16 protein-coding genes are annotated in these 16,897 nt (G+C 34.8%); 7 read left to right on the forward strand and 9 right to left on the reverse strand.

The features are described 5' to 3' along the window. Nucleotides 1–6: 6 nt before the first annotated feature. From A6M14_RS06440 to A6M14_RS06460, 5 genes are all read left to right on the forward strand, one after another. Entirely contained in the window at nt 7–1,086 is a 1,080-nt protein-coding gene (locus A6M14_RS06440) for an HlyD family secretion protein (RefSeq protein ID WP_152874166.1), read from the forward strand. Beyond that, nucleotides 1,086–2,216, forward strand: coding sequence for an ABC transporter permease (locus A6M14_RS06445; RefSeq protein WP_152874167.1), 1,131 nt, complete (start codon nt 1,086–1,088; stop codon nt 2,214–2,216). Before A6M14_RS06440 ends, A6M14_RS06445 begins: the two co-directional genes overlap by 1 nt. Then, nucleotides 2,213–3,310 carry an ABC transporter permease gene (locus A6M14_RS06450; protein WP_152874168.1) on the forward strand — a complete coding sequence of 366 codons (1,098 nt, stop codon included), beginning with the start codon at nt 2,213–2,215 and terminating at the stop codon, nt 3,308–3,310. Before A6M14_RS06445 ends, A6M14_RS06450 begins: the two co-directional genes overlap by 4 nt. Before the next feature lie 256 nt (nt 3,311–3,566). Beyond that, nucleotides 3,567–4,856, forward strand: a complete 1,290-nt coding sequence (gene gltP, locus A6M14_RS06455) for a glutamate/aspartate:proton symporter GltP (RefSeq protein ID WP_152874169.1) — start codon at nt 3,567–3,569, stop codon at nt 4,854–4,856. A gap of 188 nt (nt 4,857–5,044) precedes the next feature. Further along, nucleotides 5,045–5,545: a GNAT family N-acetyltransferase gene (locus A6M14_RS06460; RefSeq protein ID WP_188110868.1), complete on the forward strand. Its 501-nt coding sequence runs from the start codon at nt 5,045–5,047 to the stop codon at nt 5,543–5,545. Between the two features lie 153 nt (nt 5,546–5,698). Here A6M14_RS06460 and A6M14_RS06465 read toward each other — a convergent pair whose 3' ends face one another. Further along, entirely contained in the window at nt 5,699–5,932 is a 234-nt protein-coding gene (locus A6M14_RS06465) for a hypothetical protein (RefSeq protein ID WP_152874170.1), read from the reverse strand. 456 nt (nt 5,933–6,388) lie between these two features. Here A6M14_RS06465 and A6M14_RS06470 point away from each other — a divergent pair, with 456 nt between their 5' ends. After that, the gene (locus A6M14_RS06470; RefSeq protein ID WP_152874171.1) at nt 6,389–6,799 is read left to right on the forward strand and encodes a hypothetical protein; all 411 of its coding nucleotides are present in this window, start codon (nt 6,389–6,391) and stop codon (nt 6,797–6,799) included. 246 nt (nt 6,800–7,045) lie between these two features. Here A6M14_RS06470 and A6M14_RS06475 read toward each other — a convergent pair whose 3' ends face one another. The 6 genes from A6M14_RS06475 to A6M14_RS06500 all read right to left on the reverse strand — a co-directional run bounded on the left by A6M14_RS06475 (nt 7,046) and on the right by A6M14_RS06500 (nt 14,573). Then, complete coding sequence (locus A6M14_RS06475) at nt 7,046–7,486, reverse strand: DUF3887 domain-containing protein (RefSeq protein WP_152874196.1); 441 nt, start codon at nt 7,484–7,486, stop codon at nt 7,046–7,048. 80 nt (nt 7,487–7,566) lie between these two features. Beyond that, a complete protein-coding gene (gyrA, locus tag A6M14_RS06480) occupies nt 7,567–10,539 on the reverse strand; it encodes a DNA gyrase subunit A (RefSeq protein WP_152874172.1) in 2,973 nt (990 codons plus the stop codon). A 304-nt stretch (nt 10,540–10,843) separates the two neighbouring features. After that, a complete protein-coding gene (locus tag A6M14_RS06485) occupies nt 10,844–11,455 on the reverse strand; it encodes a hypothetical protein (RefSeq protein WP_338325165.1) in 612 nt (203 codons plus the stop codon). A 348-nt stretch (nt 11,456–11,803) separates the two neighbouring features. Next, nucleotides 11,804–12,736 (reverse strand): electron transfer flavoprotein subunit alpha/FixB family protein, encoded by a 933-nt coding sequence (locus A6M14_RS06490; RefSeq protein WP_152874174.1) that lies wholly within the window; start codon nt 12,734–12,736, stop codon nt 11,804–11,806. A gap of 18 nt (nt 12,737–12,754) precedes the next feature. Further along, nucleotides 12,755–13,507, reverse strand: coding sequence for an electron transfer flavoprotein subunit beta/FixA family protein (locus tag A6M14_RS06495; protein ID WP_152874175.1), 753 nt, complete (start codon nt 13,505–13,507; stop codon nt 12,755–12,757). A 460-nt stretch (nt 13,508–13,967) separates the two neighbouring features. Further along, nucleotides 13,968–14,573 carry a LysE family translocator gene (locus A6M14_RS06500; RefSeq protein WP_152874176.1) on the reverse strand — a complete coding sequence of 202 codons (606 nt, stop codon included), beginning with the start codon at nt 14,571–14,573 and terminating at the stop codon, nt 13,968–13,970. A gap of 113 nt (nt 14,574–14,686) precedes the next feature. On the opposite strand from A6M14_RS06500, the gene A6M14_RS06505 reads away from it, so the two are divergent. Further along, nucleotides 14,687–15,181 (forward strand): Lrp/AsnC family transcriptional regulator, encoded by a 495-nt coding sequence (locus A6M14_RS06505; RefSeq protein WP_152874177.1) that lies wholly within the window; start codon nt 14,687–14,689, stop codon nt 15,179–15,181. A gap of 110 nt (nt 15,182–15,291) precedes the next feature. Here A6M14_RS06505 and A6M14_RS06510 read toward each other — a convergent pair whose 3' ends face one another. Beyond that, the gene (locus A6M14_RS06510) at nt 15,292–15,663 is read right to left on the reverse strand and encodes a hypothetical protein (protein WP_152874178.1); all 372 of its coding nucleotides are present in this window, start codon (nt 15,661–15,663) and stop codon (nt 15,292–15,294) included. 208 nt (nt 15,664–15,871) lie between these two features. Beyond that, complete coding sequence (gene xerA / locus A6M14_RS06515) at nt 15,872–16,816, reverse strand: site-specific tyrosine recombinase/integron integrase (RefSeq protein ID WP_152874179.1); 945 nt, start codon at nt 16,814–16,816, stop codon at nt 15,872–15,874. Nucleotides 16,817–16,897: the final 81 nt, after the last annotated feature.

A 16,897-nucleotide genomic window follows, 5' to 3' on the forward strand; every position in this document is an offset into this window, starting at 1 on the left:
AATAAAATGACTCAAGATCAAAATTTGAATGATCCTGCGAATGAAATCATTTCATCTCCTGATGCAACTACGGATAAATTACCTGAACCTGAGAAAAACACTGAAAATCAAAAGAAAAAATATCTTCTTCTTGCGCTCATTCCTATTGTTTTAGGCATTATTGCGTTTGGACTTTGGAAAGCATATCAACCGAAAGCAGTTGAAATTCAGGGTCGCGTTGAAGCCGAAACTGTACATATCAGTACAAAAGTGCCAAGTCGTATTGAAGATATCTATGTACAAGAAGGTCAAGCTGTCAAAAAAGGGCAAATGCTTGTTCGTTTGCATAGCCCAGAAGTGGACGCAAAAAAACAACAAGCACTTGCCTCTTTACAATCAGCATTAGCACTTCAATCGACTACTAATCGTGGTTCACAAGAGGAAAATATTGCAAGCTTATATGCAAATTGGCAATCTTTAAAAGCACAAGAAGCTTTGGCTAAAACGACTGATCAACGTGGTGCGAACTTATATAAAGAAGGTGTCATTTCACGCCAACGTAAAGATGAAATGCATGCGGCGGCAATTTCAGCATCTGAAATGACAGAAGCAGCATATCAACAATATTCACGTGCCCAACGTGGCAGTACACCTCAACAAAAAACCACCGCAGATGCACAAGTGGATATTGCCAAAGCCGCTGTTGCCGAAGTCAATGCTTTAGAAGCAGAAACTCAATTACTCTCGCCTATTGATGGTATTGTCTCAAAAACCTATGGCAAAGTATCTGAACTGGTTGCTATGGGCGTGCCTGTTGTAAGTTTGATTGATCAAAACTTTTGGGTGAGTTTAAATATTCGTGAAGATCAATATGCAAATGTTTATAAAACGAAACAGCTTGAAGGATATGTTCCTGCACTCGATAAACAGGTGCAATTTAAAATTAAACACATTGATGCCGAAGGTGACTTTGCAACCATAAAAACCACACGTCAAACAGGTGGTTATGACATTCGCAGTTTTAAAGTTCATTTAGTCCCGACTCAAGCACTCCCCGACTTAAAAGTAGGCATGAGTGTTCTGTTTAAAGTCGAAGAGTCAAAATAATGTTTACGGGCATTTGGCGTGAACTCAATTATTTAATTCAACATAAATGGGATTTGTGTCTAGTCACGCTTGCGCCTTTATTTATTGTGGTTTTATTCAGTTGCATGTTCGCTCAAGGCAAGCCTGAACATTTACCTATTGCGATTATTGATCAAGACCAAAGCACTTTAAGCCGAAATATTGAAAGATACATTGCGCTTAACCATACCCTACATATTAAAGATCAAACACAAAGCCAAGATGAAGCTGAACGCTTACTCAACCAAAATAAAATTTGGGGTTATGTTCATATTCCAAGTGGTGCAGAGCAACGTTTAGTTCAGGCAAAAGATGCTGAAATTAGCATTGTTTTTAATCAAAGTTATTTTAGTATTGGCAATGCTATTTCATCGGCAATGCTGGCCAGCACCTTAGAAGCTTTAGCCAATTTCATGGGCAAAGATTATTTAGAAAATGATATTCCTTATTTAGATGTTCCAACGCCAAATGTAAAAATATCTCCGCTTTATAACCCAGAATTAAATTATGAATTGTATTTAGAGCCTTATATGATTCCTGCCATTCTGCATTTATTGATGTGCTGTTGTGTCGCATTTTCTGTAGGTCAGGAACTTAAATATAAAACCACAAAACAATGGTTGAATGATCAGACATTTGCTCAAGCAATTTTGTCTAAAAATTTGGTTTATATTTTAATCTTTAGTGCATGGACTTGGCTTTGGATGATTTGGCTTGTCGGAATTCGTGGTTGGTTTGTCGCAGGACATTTGTGGCTGATTTTATTGGGTCAGGTTTTCTTTTATTCAGCCTATGCATTTATTAGTACCGTCATTGTTTTAATCACAAAAGATTTAAGTAAAACCTTTGGCTTAATTGCGGTTTATGGTGGTTCATCTTTGAGCTTTGCTGGGGTAACTTTACCTTTGAATAATGCCCCACTTTTCACCAAATTTTGGGCGCATATTATTCCATATACACCTTATGCCAAATTACAAACAGAACAATGGGTTATTGGTAGTCCAGTTGCTTCGTCCATTACACCTCTTATTGTTCTATTGATTTATGTCATTTTCTATTTTTCTTTGGCAGTTTTCCTTTTTAAAAAATATATAAAAGGAATGCAAGCATGAAAGACTTTTTGAAATATTATTTTAAGACGTTTAAAGATATTGCATCAAATCAGTCTATTCTGACCACGCTTATTCTATCGGTCGTATTTTATAGTTTCTTTTATCCTACAGCGTATAAAGCTCAACAAGCAGAGTTTTTGCCTATTGTCATTGTCGATGAAGAGCAAAGCGTAACCACTGCAACCATTGTGAATCATGTTGCTAGTAGCCCAAATGTCGATATAAAAGCAATTACCAGTAATTTTGCAGAAGCTGAACAAATGCTGAAAGAGCAAAAAGCCGATGGAATTTTACTTTTGCCTGAAAATTTATCGAATAGTTTAAGGCGTGGTGAAGTTGGTGGTGTTGGATTATATTTAAGTGCTGCCAATTTTTTAAAAACAAAGCAAATAGGTTTAGGACTTGCTACAGCAATTGAAAATACATTAGCGACTCAAGCAGAAAAATTTGGCAATGTGTCACATTTTTCCCCTGCAATGTCCATCCATCAAATTCCTTTATTTAACACACGTTCAGGCTATGGCAGTTATGTATTCCCTGCAATTGCGCCTTTAATTGTGCATCAAACGCTTGTTCTAGGACTTTGTATGCTTATTGCAGGTTATAGACAATTTAAATGGCAACCTCAACACAGTGAATTTTGGGGTATATTTTTTGCCATTTTCACTATTGGATGTTTAAGCGCGTTTTATTTATTTGGTTTTACCTTTTGGCTTTATGATTATCCGCATGGCGGTAATTTCTGGGGAATGTTGCTTGCTGTACCTATTTATGTAAGCTGTGTTACTGCCATAGGTTTATTGCTTGCTAGCTTTTTAGATATACCTGAGCGCGCAGGACACTTAATTGTATTTACTTCTATACCACTCTTTCTGCTTTCAGGCACAGCTTGGCCACATGCGGCTATGCCAATTTGGATGCAGTATTTAGGAAATGCTTTTCCATCTACTCAAGGGATTCAAATGTTTATTCAATTGAATCAAATGGGTACTCCCACCGCAATTGTAATTCCCAAATTAATTTACTTATTTAGTTTCTCTATAGGCTGTTTAATACTGGCTTGGTATCGTTTAAAAAACAAACACATCGATTAAAACAAAGCGAACAACTATCCAAAAAACCAATTAAACCCTACAATTAGATTGAATTATCAACTAAAACTGTTAAATAATTAACCAAACGATCCATGATTTACTAAAAACAACAGCCTATTTATTAGATTAACTGCAAAAATAAGCCCCATCCGAATTCGCTTACAAATTTCACATAATATCTTCTTATTTTATAGGAATTCATTATGTGAATTTGCCAATGAATTCTTTTAACTAATCTATATTTTCAGAGCTGAGTATGAAAAAAATTAAGATTAGCCTTGCTTGGCAGATCGTAATTGCCCTTATTGTTGGTGTACTGGTAGGCTCTATCCTGCACTATTCTCCTGAATATCGCGATGATTTAGTAACGAATTTCTTGAATCCTTTAGGTTCAATTTTCATTACGCTAATTAAAATGATTGTTGTACCACTTGTGGTATCTATGTTAATTCTAGGTATTGCAAATAGTCACGGTCAGAGTCTTGGTAAGCTCGGTTTCAAAACAATTTTATATTTTGAAATTATTACAACAATTGCAATTGTTGTTGGTCTTGTTGCTGCAAACGTATTCCAGCCTGGTACTGGTATCGATATGTCTACGCTTACACAAGTCGACATTTCTAAATATGCTGAAACGACACACCAAGTAAGTGAAGCACACCATGGTTTAATACAAACCATTCTTTCGGTTATACCATCAAACTTCTTTGCTGCTTTAAATAGCGGTCAAATGCTTCCGATTATTTTCTTCTCGGTAATGTTTGGTATTGGTTTAGGTGCGCTTGATCAAGAAGTTAAACGACCATTACTTAATGTATTAAACGCTGTTTCTGAAACAATGTTTAAAGTTGTTCACATGATCATGAAGTTTGCACCAATTGGTGTATTTGGTCTAATTGCAGCAACTGTTGCTAACTTTGGTTTCGCATCGCTACTACCATTGTTAAAACTTGCACTTCTTGTATATGGCGCAATTTTCTTCTTTATTTTTGTTGTATTAGGTGTTGTTGCTAAAATTTGTGGCTTCAGTATTTGGACCATCATCAAAATTCTTAAAGATGAATTGATTCTTGCCTATTCAACCGCAAGCTCTGAAACTGTTTTACCGCGAATCATGGAAAAAATGGAAGCTTATGGTGCGCCAAAACCAGTTACAAGTTTCGTAATTCCGCTTGGTTATTCTTTTAACCTTGATGGTTCGACTTTATATCAAAGTATTGCGGCAATCTTCATTGCTCAGCTTTATGGTATTGATTTAACGTTAACTCAAGAAATTACGCTTGTTTTAACTTTAATGATTACCTCTAAAGGTATTGCAGGCGTTCCTGGCGTTTCTTTTGTTGTGTTATTGGCAACGTTAGGCAGCGTAGGTATTCCACTTGAAGGTCTTGCTTTCATTGCTGGTATTGACCGTATTCTTGATATGGCGCGTACTGCATTGAACGTTGTTGGTAATGCTTTGGCAGTACTGGTAATTAGTAAATGGGAAGGCGTATTTGACCAAGATAAACGTAAAGAATATGAGCTTGAGTTAAACAGCAAATAATTCTTTATGATTAAAAAAAAAGGATGCTTCGGCATCCTTTTTTTTGCTTTTAGAAAATACTATAAATATAGAATTGGATGCTAAATTAGGTTTCGCATAAGAGATTTATGTTAAAAGCATACTAGAAATGCCCTTAATCTGGGCATTTCGTATAAGGTGTATTATGTTAATTTTAGGTAGATTTAAAAGTGGCTGCATTTGAAACAAAAAACTTATTATTAAAACCATTTGCTGAAGAAAACTTAAATGAAGCCATCACACTGTTTCAAGATAAAGATTTCATGGCTTTTTCACCTAATGGAACATTGGATGTTAAAGATTCAACAAATCGTTTTTATGAAATCTTAGAACATTATGAAAGATATGGATTTGGAAAATTAGCTATTATCTCTAAAAAAACCAATAAGATTGTTGGTTACTGTGGTTTTGAAATATGTACTGTAGATGGGATAGATGAAGCAGAATTAGGTTTTAGATTGGTTAAAAGCGAACGAGGACAAGGGTATGTCCTTGAAGCTGCTTCAATATTGCTAGAAGATATGAAAAATAGAAACTTTAAAAAGATAATAGCATTTTCTGAAGAACAAAATCTGCCAGCTCATAACCTTTTAAAGAAGTTAGGATTTATTAAAACTTTTACTTCTAATTTTTTAAATATGGATGTGGTTTTCTTCAGTAAGGATCTATAAAGATATCATCGACTTAACATAATGGCGCTTATGCGAAATCTATTAAAAAATATTAAACAAATAGTTAAAATATTTGCAAAGTGTTGCAAAAAAATTACTCTAATATTTAAATTAATAGCTTCTTTCACCCTTAATGCAACAGAACCTAAAGTTTTACTCCAATTCTGATATTGCTTTATCGATAATAGATAAAAAGTCTTTTAATGAAAATTTAAACATATAATCATTTTTATCTAGATAATATTGATGAAAAAATTCTATTTCTAAATTCTCTTTACCCTTATCTTGATTGATTTGACATAGTATTTGTCCATCAAAACTTATCTCTATTGTCAGTTTTTCATATTCTGAATCAGAAAAATAATCCACATTGAATTTAGACTTCATTATTTTCTCTTTGACCTAAAAATGACTTGTCTGAATTATATTTGATACCTTGGTAATTTCTATGATTATTTATTTTTTTGACCATAACATTCAGATAAAATTTATCCCTGTATTTATCCCTGTATTTATCCGCAGAAATTATGGATGATTTTTTTGGCTTAAATCCATAAAAATATTAATGGATTGTTTTTTTTGTGTCTTTTTGATCGATTTTATTGGCATAAGGTGACAAAACCGCCTAAAAAAAAGCCGACATGTTTCGGCGTCGGTTTTTGAACATCATCGAGCACTATTTTTATAGCACAAGTGATTGATTTTAATTTGTTTCAATTTGTGCATTTCATATAGCGACCATTATGTTAAATGGAGAGAGATTTAGTTAAAAATTTCACCATTATTAATTAAAAGATATTGATGTAAAATAAAATCAATCATTTTTATTCATATCAACTATATATGGAAAAATTCAACACAAAAAACTTAGTTGCGAAACATGCAATTATTTTTAGTTCTTCAGATTCTGAAATATCTATCCATATTTTTATGGAACCATTTATCTACCAAGATGAGATCGTAAGTCCAATAATTCGCTTAGATGATATTGACTTACAATCAACAAAGCTTTGCTTATTGGTTAATAAATCTGTGACTTTTGCTCAAGGTGATTTAAGTGGTTCGATATATTTAGGTGGGGCCCACCACCCTGTAGATGTAATAGGTTTAAGCTTTTTTCTAAGCAGGCAAAATAAATTAACTATTCTAGTTAAAGGTATTTACGACTTTGAGTATGAGGGTCTAGATGATGTAGCTAATGAAGCTTTTGTATTGAATACATTACTTAGTAGTTGCGATGTTAATGAAGACTAAAGAAATGAATAGGAATTTTAGTAGTTATTTAATTCTTCTAAAATTAACATAATACACCTTATACGAATTTTTTTTAATTTCCTCTTTCAAATTAAAACGTTATCGCATATAAAAAATCTAGATACTTTATTTCTAGACTTTTTAATGATTTTTCATGTTTTACGGTCATTAAATCATCATTGTTTCACAAGTTTATTTAGTAAAAAGGACGCTTCAGCGTCCTTTTCTACAAATTTGATTTCATTTTTAATTGGTAGATTCACCAAATACCGAAACATTGAGGTCACGAATTTTAGTGCTACCATTCGGCTTATCGAAGCTTACATCGTACTGAACCAAGTTTTTATCATAGTTATATTCATAAGTGACCGTGTATAAACTTGGCTTATTGGTCGATTTTTCAATTTGCTTAGACACAATTTTCTTATGCTTTAGCTCCGACTTTGGTAAAGCAGATGCAAACTTATGCAAAGTTTTCGTATTTTTATTAAATTCAGCCTGTAATTCAGGTTCTAAATAAGTAAGAAATTGATCGAATTTTTTATCACGTAAATCATTATAAGCATCTACAGCAACCTGTTCCTGTGCAGGACTTGGGTTTGGAATAGAATCCATTGCCTTTTGACCAAGCTTGTCACAACCTGTTAAAGCAAACAGACTACTTAAAAGCAATATTTTTACTTTCATCATTTACACTTTCATTAAAATCTTAGATGCTCAGTATATAAAAAAAGGACGCCTAAGCATCCTTTTTTACACAATAAAACTTAATCTTCTTCTGATGGATTTACATCAGATTCAACTTCAGTTTCATCTACATTTGTTGTTTCAACGTCAGAAGTTTCGCCTTCAATTTCTTCAATAAAGTCATCTTCTTCTACAGCTTCAACAGAAACCACACCAACAAGAATCTCTTCATTGCCTAAACGAATTAAGCGAACACCTTGAGCATTACGACCCGTTGTTGCAACTTCAGATGCACGAGTACGAACCAAAGTACCACCATCTGAAATAAGCATTAATTCTTTCGTTTCATCAATAGAAACCGCACCAACCAATTCACCGTTACGTTCAGATGTTTTAATTGCAATAACACCTTTACCACCACGTTTTTTGGTTGGGAAATCGCCTACTGGTGTACGTTTACCATAACCATTTGCACAAGCACAAAGTACTTCGCCAGTTTCTGGTACAACAACCAATGAAACAATACGACTAACAAATGCCGAATCTGAAGTATCTTCATCATCTGAATCTACATCTGTTTCAACATCATCTTCTACAACAGATGCTGCAAATGTTACGCGCATACCACGTACACCTTTTGCAGAACGACCCATTGAACGTACGTCAGTTTCAGCGAAGCGAATAGCTTTACCTTCGTTAGAGAACAACATAATTTGCTGTTCGCCATCGGTAATTGCAACACCAATTAAGGTATCTTCTTCTTTCAACTCAATTGCACGTAAACCATTTGAACGAACATTACTAAATTGTTCTAATTCAACACGTTTAATTGTGCCTGAAGCCGTTGCCATAAAGACATAGAAGTTCTTACGAACTGCTTCTGCTTGCTGAGCAAAATCATTGATGATGTCATCATCAAGATCAGTTGTAGATAACTCTAAACCAAGCTGTTTTAACTGAATACGCAATGCATCAGAAATATCATCTGCACCATCTTCTGACTCAGTTAATGCCGCTTCAAGCTCTACATAATGACTGTTGATCACTTCATTGGTTTGAAGTGTTGCAGCATTGGCTTTCACAAATGCTTTGAAGTCTGCCAAACGTTCTTTGAATTTCTTAGGCGCATCAATTACAGGTAAAATTGCTGTAATTGTCTCGTTTTCATCCAGTGGCAATAAGTTCACCATTGGACGACCTTTCGATCCGCGAGAAGCTTGTGGCACATCATACACTTTCAGACGGTAAACTTTACCAACGTTGGTAAAGCAAAGAACCGTTGCATGATTCGATGTTACAATTAGATGCTGAATGTAATCATCTGATTTCATTGAAGTTGCAGACTTACCACGACCACCACGACGCTGCGCAGCATAATCAGACAATGGCTGAGTTTTCGCATAACCTGTTTGAGAAACAGTTAACACCATTTGCTCTTCAGGAATCAAATCTTCACGAGAGAAGTCGATACGTGATTCAACAATTGAAGTTTTACGCGCATCGCCATATTGCTGAAGAATTAGTGCAAGTTCTTCACGAATAACATCCATCAATAAGTTGAAGTCATTCAAAATTGCAGTTAATTCAGCAATTGTTGCCAAAATTTCGCTATATTCTGCATGTAACTTGTCTTGTTCAAGACCCGTTAAACGATGCAGACGAAGTTCCATAATCGCATTAACTTGCGTTGGAGATAGACGGTAAATATCACCAGCCAAACCAAATGGACGGCTTGGATCTTCACCTTCAATTTCATCTGGACGAACTGAAACAGAACCTGCTTTTTCAAGTAATGCGACAACGCCACCACCTGCCCACTCACCCGCTTGTAAACGCTCGCGTGCTTCTTGTGGATTTGCAGATGTTTTAATGGTTTCAATAATTGCATCAATATTTGCTAAAGCAACAGTCAAACCTTCTAAAATATGACCACGCTCACGTGCTTTACGTAATTCGAACATCGTACGACGCGTTACCACTTCTTGACGATGACGAATAAATGCAGCAATGATGTCTTTCAAATTCATCAATTTTGGTTGACCGTTGTCTAGGCAAACCATGTTGATGCTGAATGAATTTTCTAACTGAGTGTTTTGGAACAAGTTGTTCACAATCACTTCAGCATTTTCACCACGCTTTAAGTCTATGGCAATACGCATACCATCTTTATCAGACTCATCACGAAGCTCTGAAATACCTTCAAGTTTTTTCTCTTTCACTAACTCAGCAATACGTTCAATCGTTTTTGCTTTGTTCACTTGATATGGAATTTCAGTGAAAACAATCGTTGTACGACCTGTTTTTTGATCTTCTTCAAAATGGTATTTACCACGAATATGTAAACGACCTTTACCTGTGCGGTAAGCATCTACAATTCCTGATTTACCATAAATAATACCGCCAGTCGGGAAATCGGGACCAGAGATATACTCCATCAAACCTTCAATGCTGATATTTGGATTATTGGCATAAGCTAGACACGCATTCACAACCTCAGTCATGTTATGCGGCGCCATATTTGTTGCCATACCAACAGCAATACCCGTTACACCATTAATCAATAAGTTGGGTACACGCGTAGGCATGACTTTAGGAATACGTTCCGAACCGTCGTAGTTATCTTCCCATTCAACTGTATCTTTTTCTAAATCAGCTAAAAGTTCATGAGTTAACTTACGCATACGGACTTCGGTATAACGCATTGCTGCTGCACTGTCACCATCGACAGAACCGAAGTTACCTTGACCATCAACCAATTGGTAACGCAAACTAAAGTTTTGCGCCATACGAACAATCGTTTCATAAACAGCAGAATCACCATGAGGGTGATATTTACCAATTACGTCACCGACCACACGGGCAGACTTTTTGTACGCTTTGTTGTAGTCATTGCCCAATTCGTGCATTGCGAAAAGCACACGACGATGAACTGGTTTTAGACCATCTCGTACATCAGGCAAGGCACGTGATACAATCACGCTCATTGCATAATCTAGATACGAGTTTTTGAGTTCATCCTCAATGGCAATCGGTCTAATTTCCGATACGCTCATGCATACTCCTTGTTATACAAGCAGAATTCTGCCCGCATTTATATATCGTCAAATCAGTGAAAAGTTAGTCAAAAATGACCTAACTAAAAATAAAACATAGTTAAATATTATAGCATAAAAGCCAATGTCTTTGTGCCAAACAAAATTAACTATAACCATGATTTTTTGCAGTTATTTTAATCAATTTACCTAATTTTTAGCTAAAAAAAAACCTCCAAGAATGGAGGTTTAAATTTTTATATATGATTCTTTTTACATTCAAGAATAATTTAGCCAACTAGACAAAATTTTATTAAATAATGACTTAGCTTATTCGCTTATCTTGTTTCATTATTGGCAAAGCAATTAAAAACAATCCAATAATAAGTGGAAATTCGTATAACTCTTCCATGAAATCTTGATACTGCAAGTTATGTAAAAATAATGGCGCAATCAATCGCCCATGCTCAATGCTATCTGCAATAATCAAACCTAAAACAGCAATGACAATTGCCCAAGCCGATAACTTTGCTGTTCTCAGCTTATTTACAATTTCATGTCGCAAATATGGTGAAAAAAGCATGAATACAACGGGTGCTATTACAAAAATAGAAATTACTCGAAAGTAAGATCTTGGAACATCAGGAAAATAATCACGCCCCCAACTTGTACTACGACCAAATAAAAGCACCCACCAAAAAATAGCCCACAACCAAAATTGTTTTTGACCATTTTTAAGTTGCAAAGGCTTCATATAAACATATGTAAAAATGGCAAAAAATAGTAATAGTAAAGCTTGGACGGCTTCTATAGATGTAACCAACATTCCATTAAATAATGGTATATGTAGATCAGCTAAGAATGGGAAGATAAAAATTAATACAGCAAATACAATAACGGGCCACGTTATACGATATTCAACTAACAAGGGAGTCACTCCACATCTTATGAGAATATTCATAAGAAATGTTTTAAGATAATTGAGAATATTAACATAAATTAACAAAAGCCATAAGTGCAAAAAGGAAGATCAAAAAGATAAGGTTTGGTTTTTTATTTTTAAATATCAATAAGATATGTAAAATATGTAGATTTTACAATCAGCTTAATATTGGTATATCACTCTAACAATACGCTTACTATTAAAAATACTTAAATAAATTAACAACATACAAATTATTCTTTTTTTAGAATTGCATGTTCTATTTTTAGTGTTGAATTTAATCTAATTTTCATAGCAATAAAAAAGCACTCATTAATGAGTGCTTTTTTAAGTCTTTCAGAATTAGATTTTAGAAACCAATTCAGGAACAACAGTATTTAAATCGCCTACTAACCAGTAATCAGCAACTGCATTAATCGGTGCTTCTTCGTCTTTGTTAATCGCAACGATCACTTTAGACTCTTTCATACCTGCCAAATGCTGAATCGCACCTGAAATACCAACAGCGATGTACAAGTCAGGTGCAACGATTTTACCAGTTTGACCTACTTGCATATCATTTGGTACGAAGCCTGCATCTACCGCAGCACGTGATGCACCTTGAGCAGCACCAAGCTTGTCAGCTAATGGATCAAGTACAGTGTGATAGTTTTCACCTGAACCTACACCACGACCACCTGAAACAACAATACGAGCCGCTGTTAATTCAGGACGTTCTGATTTCACAATTTCTTCAGAAATAAACTTAGAAATACCTGCATCACCTTGCGATGCAGCAGCTTCTACAGATGCAGAACCACCTTCTGTAGCAACAGGATCAAATGCTGTACCACGAATAGTTGCTACAACAATCGCTTCACCAGATTCTACAGTTGCAATTGCATTACCTGCGTAAATTGGGCGTTTAAACGTTTTAGCACTATCAACAGCAATAACATCAGTAATCATGCTTACATCTAACAATGCAGCCGCACGAGGAAGAACGTTTTTACCTGTTGTTGTAGAAGCAGCAAGGATATGTGTATAACCTTTACCTAATTCAGCAACTAATTTAGCAACGTTTTCAGCCAATTGATTTGCATAAGCAGCATCATCAGCAAGTAATACTTTGCTTACACCTGCAACTTTAGCTGCTTGGTCAGCAACTGCTTGAGCGCTAGAACCAGCTACTAATACAGTGATATCACCACCAATTTTTTGCGCAGCAGCAACAACATTTAAAGTTGCACCATTAAGTGCTTTGTTGTCGTGCTCAGCGATAACTAAAATACTCATGATTTTTATCCTTCTGTATTAGATCACTTTCGCTTCATTTTTCAATTTTTCAACAAGCTCATCTACAGATTTCACTTGTACGCCAGCTTTACGTTCAGCAGGAGCTTCAACTTTAACTGTTTTAAGTTTAGTTGTTGAAGTAACGCCAAAATCAGCAGGTGACTTAGTTTCAAGCGGTTTTTTACGCGCTTTCATAATGTTTGGAAGCGCAGCATAACGTGGCTCATTCAAACGTAAGTCAGTTGTGATAATAGCTGGAAGCGCAAGCTCAACAGTTTGCAAACCACCGTCGATTTCACGAGTCACTTGTACCTTGTCGCCTTCAACTTTAACTTCTGAAGCGAATGTACCTTGACCTGCACCAAGAAGTGCACCAAGCATTTGACCTACTTGGTTAGAGTCATCATCAATTGCTTGCTTACCAAGAAGGACAAGTTGAGGCTGTTCAGCATCTACAACGCCTTTAAGGATTTTTGCAATTTCAAGAGCACCCAGTTGGCTGTCATCAGCTTCAACTAAAATACCGCGGTCAGCACCAAGTGCCATAGCCGAACGGATTTGTTCTTGAGCTTCTTTAGGACCAATAGAAACAACAATGATTTCTGAAACAGTTCCTTTTTCTTTTAAACGAACCGCTTCTTCCACTGCGATTTCACAGAATGGGTTAATTGACATTTTAACGTTAGTAAGGTCAACCCCACTATTGTCCGGTTTAACGCGAACTTTAACGTTGGCATCAACCACACGTTTTACAGCAACAAGAGCCTTCATGTAATCCTCGGCTGTTTTAGCAAATGTAAATGTTGAGAAGAATATTAGAACTCTTCACTTAAATTTTTTAGGTGTCCTATCTTGCAATGCGTATGGCATTTCGGTCAAGTCACAATTCAATAAAGACCTGTAAAAATGCGTAAAAATAGCTGAACGATGCGTTCACATTTTTTTATTGGAGAAACATCAGCAATAAATACCTAAAAATAAGTTATTTTTTAACCATTGATTTATATTATATTTTTATTTGATTTATATCATCAAAAGTATTGATTTCTATGAAGCGATAAACATTGCAAATTAAGTACACTTTTAAACTAAAGTATGGTCTAAAAAACAAGAACATGTCATTTAAGTGAAACTTCCAAGCAACGTATGTATGTTTATTGAGAACAAATTTTTAAATAAAACATTTCAAAAAAAAGCATATCAACTTGATATGCTTTTTATCGTATTTAAATTAATTAATCATGAGCCATGTTGCAGCAGCTGCCAATAAGCCACCAGAAGTCCCATCTATTATTTTTTGTTTACGTTCATCTATATGTGTTTTTTGCGTAACTTTCGCAAAGACAATACTTAGTGCGCAATACACAATAAATATTAAACCAATGAAAATAAAAGATAAAACTAAACCTTGGCTTACAGTATTTCCTGTTTTATCGATAAACTGAGGCAATATTGCAAAATAAATCAGCATGCCTTTTGGGTTCAATAATGCTGTAAAAAAGCCTTTCTTTATTGGATTAGACGTACTTTTTTTCTCAATTTTGAGCTTTTTAGTCCCAAATAAAGACTTCAATAAACTCGCAGATAAATACAACAAATATGCAATCCCTAGCCATTTTATGGTTTCAAATAAAATAGGGAATGAAACAATAATTGCTGCAATACCTAAAGCAACAAGAATTGAATGAACCAAATATCCTGAACACACGCCTAATGTCGCCATCATGCCCGCTTTTGCATCCTTACCCATCACTTGTGACAGGATAAAAAGCATATCTGGTCCTGGTGTGAAAATAAGAGGAATTACCGTTAAGGCAAACAATGCAAATACAGACATATCCTTTTCCATTTCTCTAGCGTCTGAAAGTGAAATAGTATCTGTGAAAAGCTTTAAAATAGGGTTTCAAATATTCTATAATTGATCTTATTTTTCGAATTAAACTCTAATTTATGAAAATTATATCTAAGTATATTTCAGTAAAACTAGATCGCATTGATAAAAGTATCATTTTTGAACTACAGAAAAATGGTCGTATTCAAAACAATGACCTAGCCAAAGAAATTGGTCTATCTCCATCATCATGTTTACGTCGTGTGAAACTTTTAGAGGAAGCAGGTGTCATCCAGCGTTATACAACTATTGTAGATCAACATAAAATTGGTTTTAAGTTGATTTTATTCTCACGTATTTGGCTAGTAGGACAAGATGCTGAAACCATTGACACCTTTATTGAAGCAATGAAAGAGCTTCCTCAAGTTATGGAGTGCTACATTATTTTAGGTGAATGCGATGCAATGTTAAAAGTTGTCGTGCCCGACTTAGAACACTACAGAAAATTTCAATCTATACATTTAACAAAGAAAAATGGCATTACCAGTGTAAAAACAGATTTACCAAGTCAAATTATTAAACAAAGTACACAATTGCCTTTAGATGATTTATAAAATTTGGCATTTAAAACAATCAATAAAGTGCTTTTATAAATCACTTTTTGAAAGAGATCTAAAAAAAGCATAGGCTAGCTATGCTTTCTTAGTTTGAGATACATGCTCATTCAAGCAGAAAGAGATTCTAAAAAATCTCGATGTACATGGCTCAAATCGATTAATTCGTATGATTTTAAATTAAAAATTTTCCAAACCTCAATAACATCTTCTTTTAAGTCTATGTTTTCATTTGCAATAGGATGTTCTTGCCACTGTGAATCTGAAATCCATATATATGTTTGATGTGTTTTTACATTAATTGCTTGTACTTTCCCATCTGCATTAATACCTTGAACATAAGCGCCTTCAGGTAATACTGCCTCAATTTTAGGCAAACTAATTTCAACAAAATGCTTTACTTGACGTAAGCCATATCCAGCAAAAATATCTTTTTGTGCAGAAGATAATTGATCATACTTTTCTTGAACGTCTAAAATCATTTTTATACCTTGTTTTAACAACAATTATTTATCAATACATCCAGTGGAACGAAAAAATCATCTATTTTCATGAAGCCACTTTCATTTATACACTAATCTTATACCGCAAAAATTGACTTCTTTTTATTCTACGTTAGTTCAAAAAGTCATCTTTATGCACATCAAACATAGCATTAAAATGCTAAAAACAGCAGTTCAAAGATTACTTTTATTTGTTACTGCTTTTTACTTGAGCTCGAGGGTGTGCTTGATCATAAACTTGCGCCAAATGATCAAAATCGACATGCGTATATATTTGTGTTGTTGTTAAATTGCTATGTCCAAGCATTTCTTGAACGGCACGTAAATCTCCGCTATTCGACAACATATGGCTTGCAAAACAATGTCTGAGTAAATGTGGATGTAAATCTACATTCACCCCTGCTCTTTGCGCTTGAAATTTCACTCTATTTTCAATTTGACGCGCACCTAAAGGATTTCCCTTTTGTGTGATGAAAATATTGGCTTCAGGCACAAAATCGCCATGCCATGATGGATAAATCTGCAACCATTTCATCACTGCATCTTTTGCTTTCCCACCAAATGGAACAACACGGGTTTTATTACCTTTACCTGTAATTCTGAGTAACTGCCGATTAAAATCGACATCTTTAATTCTTAAACCTTGTACTTCTGCCAAACGTAAGCCACTTGAATAAAGCAATTCGAGTATTGCTTTATCTCTCAGCCACATTTGTTTTTGAGCATCTAGTTCAGGTTCAGGCTGATCTAATATTTGATGAATAGTTTCAATATCAATCATACCAGGTAAAGGTCGAGGCTGACGCTTTAGCTGAAAATCATCCGTTGCATTAAATTCTAAATATTGTCCTTGTTCTGCCCATTTCATAAACTGCCGAACAGATGAAAGCATGCGCTGCAAACTACTTGAGCTTAATTGATGACGTTCAACTTTATTGGCTAAATATCCACGTAAATCTGATGTTTCTATATTATTTAATTCTAATTTTTGATGTTCACAATACGTTAAAAAATCAGACACATCTCGAAAATATGCCTGTAAAGTATGTTTAGACTGACTTTGAATTTCTCGTTCTTTTAACCACATGGAGAGTAGTTGCATGGGTTGTTGTTGCACCTGAGCATCCTCCATTAACATTCCCTTTTCTATAAAAGTCAGTGTAACAAATTTATATTTAATCTTCTTTTTTATTCTAAAAACAATTTAAATAAG

This window comes from Acinetobacter portensis (genome assembly GCF_009372215.1).
Lineage (GTDB): Bacteria > Pseudomonadota > Gammaproteobacteria > Pseudomonadales > Moraxellaceae > Acinetobacter > Acinetobacter portensis.

What these genes read in the sequence shown, in the direction of transcription:
- A6M14_RS06490 (WP_152874174.1), bottom strand. Translation starts at nt 12,736, where the DNA reads ATGAGTATTTTAGTTATCGCTGAGCACGACAACAAAGCACTTAATGGT.
- gyrA (WP_152874172.1), bottom strand. Translation starts at nt 10,539, where the DNA reads ATGAGCGTATCGGAAATTAGACCGATTGCCATTGAGGATGAACTCAAA.
- gltP (WP_152874169.1), top strand. Translation starts at nt 3,567, where the DNA reads ATGAAAAAAATTAAGATTAGCCTTGCTTGGCAGATCGTAATTGCCCTT.
- A6M14_RS06500 (WP_152874176.1), bottom strand. Translation starts at nt 14,573, where the DNA reads ATGTCTGTATTTGCATTGTTTGCCTTAACGGTAATTCCTCTTATTTTC.
- A6M14_RS06445 (WP_152874167.1), top strand. Translation starts at nt 1,086, where the DNA reads ATGTTTACGGGCATTTGGCGTGAACTCAATTATTTAATTCAACATAAA.
- A6M14_RS06465 (WP_152874170.1), bottom strand. Translation starts at nt 5,932, where the DNA reads ATGAAGTCTAAATTCAATGTGGATTATTTTTCTGATTCAGAATATGAA.
- A6M14_RS06450 (WP_152874168.1), top strand. Translation starts at nt 2,213, where the DNA reads ATGAAAGACTTTTTGAAATATTATTTTAAGACGTTTAAAGATATTGCA.
- A6M14_RS06495 (WP_152874175.1), bottom strand. Translation starts at nt 13,507, where the DNA reads ATGAAGGCTCTTGTTGCTGTAAAACGTGTGGTTGATGCCAACGTTAAA.
- A6M14_RS06505 (WP_152874177.1), top strand. Translation starts at nt 14,687, where the DNA reads ATGAAAATTATATCTAAGTATATTTCAGTAAAACTAGATCGCATTGAT.
- A6M14_RS06510 (WP_152874178.1), bottom strand. Translation starts at nt 15,663, where the DNA reads ATGATTTTAGACGTTCAAGAAAAGTATGATCAATTATCTTCTGCACAA.
- A6M14_RS06475 (WP_152874196.1), bottom strand. Translation starts at nt 7,486, where the DNA reads ATGAAAGTAAAAATATTGCTTTTAAGTAGTCTGTTTGCTTTAACAGGT.
- A6M14_RS06440 (WP_152874166.1), top strand. Translation starts at nt 7, where the DNA reads ATGACTCAAGATCAAAATTTGAATGATCCTGCGAATGAAATCATTTCA.
- A6M14_RS06470 (WP_152874171.1), top strand. Translation starts at nt 6,389, where the DNA reads ATGGAAAAATTCAACACAAAAAACTTAGTTGCGAAACATGCAATTATT.
- xerA (WP_152874179.1), bottom strand. Translation starts at nt 16,816, where the DNA reads ATGGAGGATGCTCAGGTGCAACAACAACCCATGCAACTACTCTCCATG.